Source organism: Sporichthya polymorpha DSM 43042 (assembly GCF_000384115.1).
GTDB classification, from domain to species: domain Bacteria; phylum Actinomycetota; class Actinomycetes; order Sporichthyales; family Sporichthyaceae; genus Sporichthya; species Sporichthya polymorpha.
This window is the reverse complement of the sequence record NZ_KB913029.1, coordinates 259,035-263,699: the sequence shown is the minus strand read 5'-3', so window position 1 is coordinate 263,699 and position 4,665 is coordinate 259,035. Positions and strand designations below refer to the sequence as shown.

Sequence of the window (4,665 nt, the reverse complement as noted above, 5' to 3'; positions counted from 1 at the left end):
CCGGCCTCCTGCCGGGTCAGGCGCACCGGTTCCTGGTTGGGTTTTTCTCCGGCCAGAACCCTCACGAACTCAGACGCAGACCAGGGGGTCAGCGTGGGCATCTTGCGGGAGACGACTTTGGGCAGCTCGGTGTCCGCGCATGGGTTGAAACCGATGATGCGGTCGCGAACAGCCCGCTTGAAGATGCTGTGCAGCATGACGTGGTACTTCACGACGCTGCGGGCTGACAGCCCGTCAGCGACAGCCTTGGTGACCCAACCCTGCACGGTGGAAGGCAGGATCTTCGCCATCGGTAGATCACCGAAGTAGGGCAAGAAGTGCTTGTCGAGGTAAGAGCGGTAGCCGGCCTTCGTACTGACCTCGAGGTGTCTACTCGGCCACCACGTCTTTTCCACGTAGTTCCGGAAGGTGACCTTTCCCGCGGTCCGGTCGAACCACGTGCCGGACTCGACGCTGCTCTCCGCGCGCCGGCCGGCAGCGCGGGCTTCGCGCTCTGAGGGGAAAGTTCCAGCTGACCGCTTGTGTCCCGCGGGGTCGCGATAGATGGCTTGGTAGCGCACGCCGGAGTCGCCTGGCCGCTTCATCACCCACGGCATGCCCACACCCCCCACGCGCTGATGTAGGCAGCTTGTAGGCAAATGTAGGCGGACTCAAACGGACGTCGGTGGATGCAGCCGGACCAAAAACTAGCCTTTGACCTGCAGGAATAGCTTGATCGCATGCTTGCCTGTGTGCGCGATCAGCGCCAGAATCTCGGCTCACGACCCAGAGGTCGGTTATATCTGACGCACCGTTAGGATCGAGGTCGCGATCTAGTGCTGCGACACGAAAGGTTGGCGTTGTAACCGTGTCGGGTTGACCGGCCGGCTCTGGGTCTCGAGGCTGGGGGCTCGGAGGTGGTGGTGATGGCCCGTCAGCCTGAGGTGTTCGTGCGGCCGTTGGACCCGGCCGAAGCGGAGCGTCTGGTGAAGATCACGCGCACGACGCGCGACCGGATCCGGTTGCGTCGGGCGGGGATCGTGTTGGCGTCCTCGCAGGGGCGCTCGGCGGCGGACGCGGCCGGGATGTTCGCCGCGACTGCGCAGTACGCGCGGGAGGTGATCCATGCGTTCAACGCCCAGGGGTTCGCCGCGTTGGACCCAAAATGGAGCGGGGGCCGACCCAAGAGGATCGGCCCCCAGGCCGTTGAGCTGATCTGCCGGGTCGCCAAGACCGCACCGGCGCAGGTCGGGTTGCCGTTCACCACCTGGAGCCTGACAAAGCTGGTCGAGCACCTCGCCGCCGCCCACCGGTTGAAGGTGAGCACCGAGACCGTGCGCCGGGTGCTGCGCACCGCCCGGATCTCCTGGCAGGCCACGAAGACCTGGAAGGGCGGTCGGGACCCGGACTTCGCACTCAAGATGGGCCGGGTCCTGGACCTCTATGACAACCCACCGGCCAACGGGCGGGTGGTGTGCGTGGACGAGTTCGGGCCGCTGAACCTGCAACCGCGCCCCGGCCGGGGCTGGTTCCCCACCTCCCGACCGGCACGGCTGCGCGCGACCTACATCCGCACCGGCGGGGTCCGGCACATGTACGCCGCCCTCGACCTGGCCAGTGGGCAGATGTTCTGGCGGTTCCGTGATCGTAAGCGGTGGCAGGAGTTCCTCGCCTTCTGCAAGCAGTTGCGCGCCCGGATCCCCGACGGTCGGCTCTACCTGATCTGCGACAACTTCTCCCCGCACAAGAAGGCCGAGGTCAGCGACTGGTGCGCCCGCAACGACGTGGAACTGGTCTTCGTCCCCGCCCACGCGTCCTGGCTGAACTGGATCGAGTGCGAGTTCACCGCCCTGCGCTACTTCACCCTCGACGGCAGCGACTACCCCAGCCACACCGCCCAGGAGGCCGCCATCGCCGGCTACCTGCGCTGGCGGAACAAGCGCGCTCAACCGAAGCGCCACTTCGCCGTCGACTCCAAGATCCGCCGCCCGGATTACCTACCCAACGTTGCGTGACGCGGCACTAGCATGCGTCCCGTCACGAAGACTTTCTTTCCGTGCTCCGTCGCGAGGTCAGTCGTCACGGTGCTGCGGGTTCGCGACGAGGATCCTCGTCGTCTCACGAGCGGCGGCTTGTAGCGGCGCTTCACCAGGTTCCGCTTGCGGTTCAAAACCCGCCCGGGAGACCTCTGTTGACCGGTGTTCTCTGAGATTTGATGCCACGCGATCAGCGGCGGCTCATGTTCAGCCTGCCATGCTTGCAAGTTGTCTCGCGATCGAATGAAATCCTGTCCGAAGCGAGGTGCGGCCTTGAAGCATCCCGCTCGACCAGATGGCACGGATGCCCGGGGAGGGCCTGATGCGAGTCTCGCGTCTTCGCCTGCACGACTTCCGTGGTTGGTCGACACTCGATCTTCGGCCGCGCGGCCATGTGCTGTTGGCCGGGGTCCCGCGTGCCGGCCGAAGCGACGTGATCGTCGCTTTGACCCGATTGCTCGATCCTTCATCGCTTCGAGCGCAGCCTTCGTTGGCGGACATCCGCCAGAAGCGAATGCCGACTGCTGCGGGTGAGGCTGTGCCTTCTGCGGACGTCGAAGACGAAGATGCCTCGTCCACGAATATCGCGGCCGCCTTCGGCGATGAGCAGTTCGACGACGACGCCGGTGATGCCGGGGACGCCGACGTTGTGGAGGCCGTAACACTCGCCCCATGGGCGGAGGTCGAGGTGACTCTTGTCGACCTTGACCTTGAATTGGCGCAACTGTGTAACGGGTTCCTAGAACCTCTTGACGCTGAGGGGCAGGTGGACGTCTCGGGGAGTGCCGCGCCTGACGCGGCGCTGGGGGTACGGCTGGCCTACCGCGTGAGTTATGACGCGCAGGCCGACGCAGTTGACCAGGTCGTGTTCTTCCCGGTGCGTAGTGATCCGGCGACGGATCGATACGCGCGCGTTCCCGCGGCGGTGCGGCGGGCATTGCCCGTGGTGACGCTGAACACGGCACGGCCGCTCCAGTTGCGAGCGGAGGGCGTACTGCGGCGACTCATCGCTGATCGCGACGCCGCAGCTGCCTCGGCCGCGTTCCGAACGTTGCGCGAGGCCGTGGCGACGGCCACCGACGACCTGTCGGCCGACCCGACGATTGCGGGCACTGTTGACGCGGTCCTGGCCGCAGGCGGATTGAGCGGCCACCTCGCTGATGTTGCGCCGACCGCCGCTGCGGTCCGATTCCGGCCAGAGGACGGGTCCCTCTCGGCACTGCTGCGTGCAGTGCAGCCTGCCCTTGATCTCGACGACGCGGGCCTCCTGACGCTGACTAGCCACGGGTCCACCGCAGCCGCCGTGCTTGCAGCCGCTGAAGCGCTCTTACTCACGGCATCGGTGGAAGGCGCGATTGTTCTTGGTGACGACTTTGGCGATGGGCTGGATGCCGCCACAGCCGAACACCTCGCGGCGGTGTTGAGGGCGGGATCGGGGCAGGTGTGGTTGACGACGCGCCGGCCCGAGGTTGCCCGAGCTTTCGCGCCAGGTGAGCTGGTGCGCCTGAGCCGAAGCTCTACGTGCCGTGCTCACCATCTGGTTCCGGAGCCGACGGACAAGAAGGAAGTCGCGCTGCGTCGGCTGCTGCACGCGCAGCTGCTCCCCGCGATGACGGCACCGGTCGTGGCTATTTCCGAGGGCCCGCACGACCTCACCGCCTACGCATGCGCCGACCGTCACCGCGCCGGGAAGAAGGCGCCGCTGTCAGCGTCGGGCGTCCGGTTGATTTCGGCGGACACGGGGACAGGCGGCGGTACCGGTGCGATCTCGCGCGTTGCTCAACTCGCCCGCAGTTTGGGCTTTCGCGTGATCGCCCTGGTCGACGGTGATCCCGCCAAGAAGGCCGGCGGCGTGCTAGCCGAGATCGAGGCTGTCTGCGACCGCGTAGTTCGCCTGCCGGAGACGATGGCGATCGAGGCGGCCCTTCTCGCGGGCGTAGGCGTGCCAGCCCTGCGCAAGGCCGCCGCAATCCTTCCTGCTTACGGCATAGACGACCCGACTGTCGGCAAGGCGGACGGCGAGGTCCAGAAAGCAATCATTCAAACCCTGCACAAAAGGCCGATGCACGAGCAGCTCCTAGACGTCATCGTCGAAGAGCACGGTTCGTTGCCGCCCGTCCTTGACAGTGCGCTGGCCGTCGTAGCGGCGACAGCCAAACCCGCGAACGCAATCGCCTTCCCGAAGACGATCCAACTGGTCCCCCCGCCGCCCAGCTCACCCAGCCCCGTGGGCGGACCGTGACCTACGTTCCGGTCGGCACCCAGGTCGACGTCATCACGACAGGCGCGCCCGCGGCCATCGTGCTCGGCGGCGCCGGAACCGGCAAGACAACCACCGCGGCGGCCGCTGGTGCCGCTCATCTCCGCGCGGCCGATGGCGCACGAGATCAACTACGGCGCGACATGGTCCTCGCCGGCAACGTCGACGGTATCCCGCCCCGCGCTCGCGCCCTGTTCCTGTCATTCTCCCGGACCGCAGTCGCCCAAATCATTGACCGGGCCGCGGGCGTGCTCGGACCGCTGATGGACCGGATCGACGTGGTGACCTTTGACGGCCTCGCCTGGCGGATCGTCGACGACTTCGGTGCTATGTACGGATACCCGTCCCCGCTCCGCATCGCATCGGAGATCGAGCACAAAGTCCTCGGGG

At 66.6% G+C, this 4,665-nt stretch carries 4 protein-coding genes; 3 read left to right on the top strand and 1 reads right to left on the bottom strand.

Annotation, left to right across the window (positions count from 1 at the left end; translation table 11 throughout):
• The coding region (locus tag SPOPO_RS26900; protein WP_019872991.1) for a site-specific integrase at nt 1-596 on the bottom strand (596 nt) is incomplete at its 3' end.
• A 309-nt stretch (nt 597-905) separates the two neighbouring features.
• On the opposite strand from SPOPO_RS26900, the gene SPOPO_RS0101365 reads away from it, so the two are divergent.
• The 3 genes from SPOPO_RS0101365 to SPOPO_RS34650 form a co-directional block, all read left to right on the top strand.
• A complete protein-coding gene (locus tag SPOPO_RS0101365; RefSeq protein WP_019872990.1) occupies nt 906-1,994 on the top strand; it encodes an IS630 family transposase in 1,089 nt (362 codons plus the stop codon).
• A gap of 343 nt (nt 1,995-2,337) precedes the next feature.
• A complete protein-coding gene (locus SPOPO_RS26895; protein WP_245541658.1) occupies nt 2,338-4,257 on the top strand; it encodes a hypothetical protein in 1,920 nt (639 codons plus the stop codon).
• A partial coding sequence (locus SPOPO_RS34650) for a UvrD-helicase domain-containing protein (RefSeq protein WP_033384857.1) occupies nt 4,254-4,665 on the top strand: 412 nt, incomplete at its 3' end. The genes SPOPO_RS26895 and SPOPO_RS34650, both read left to right, overlap by 4 nt.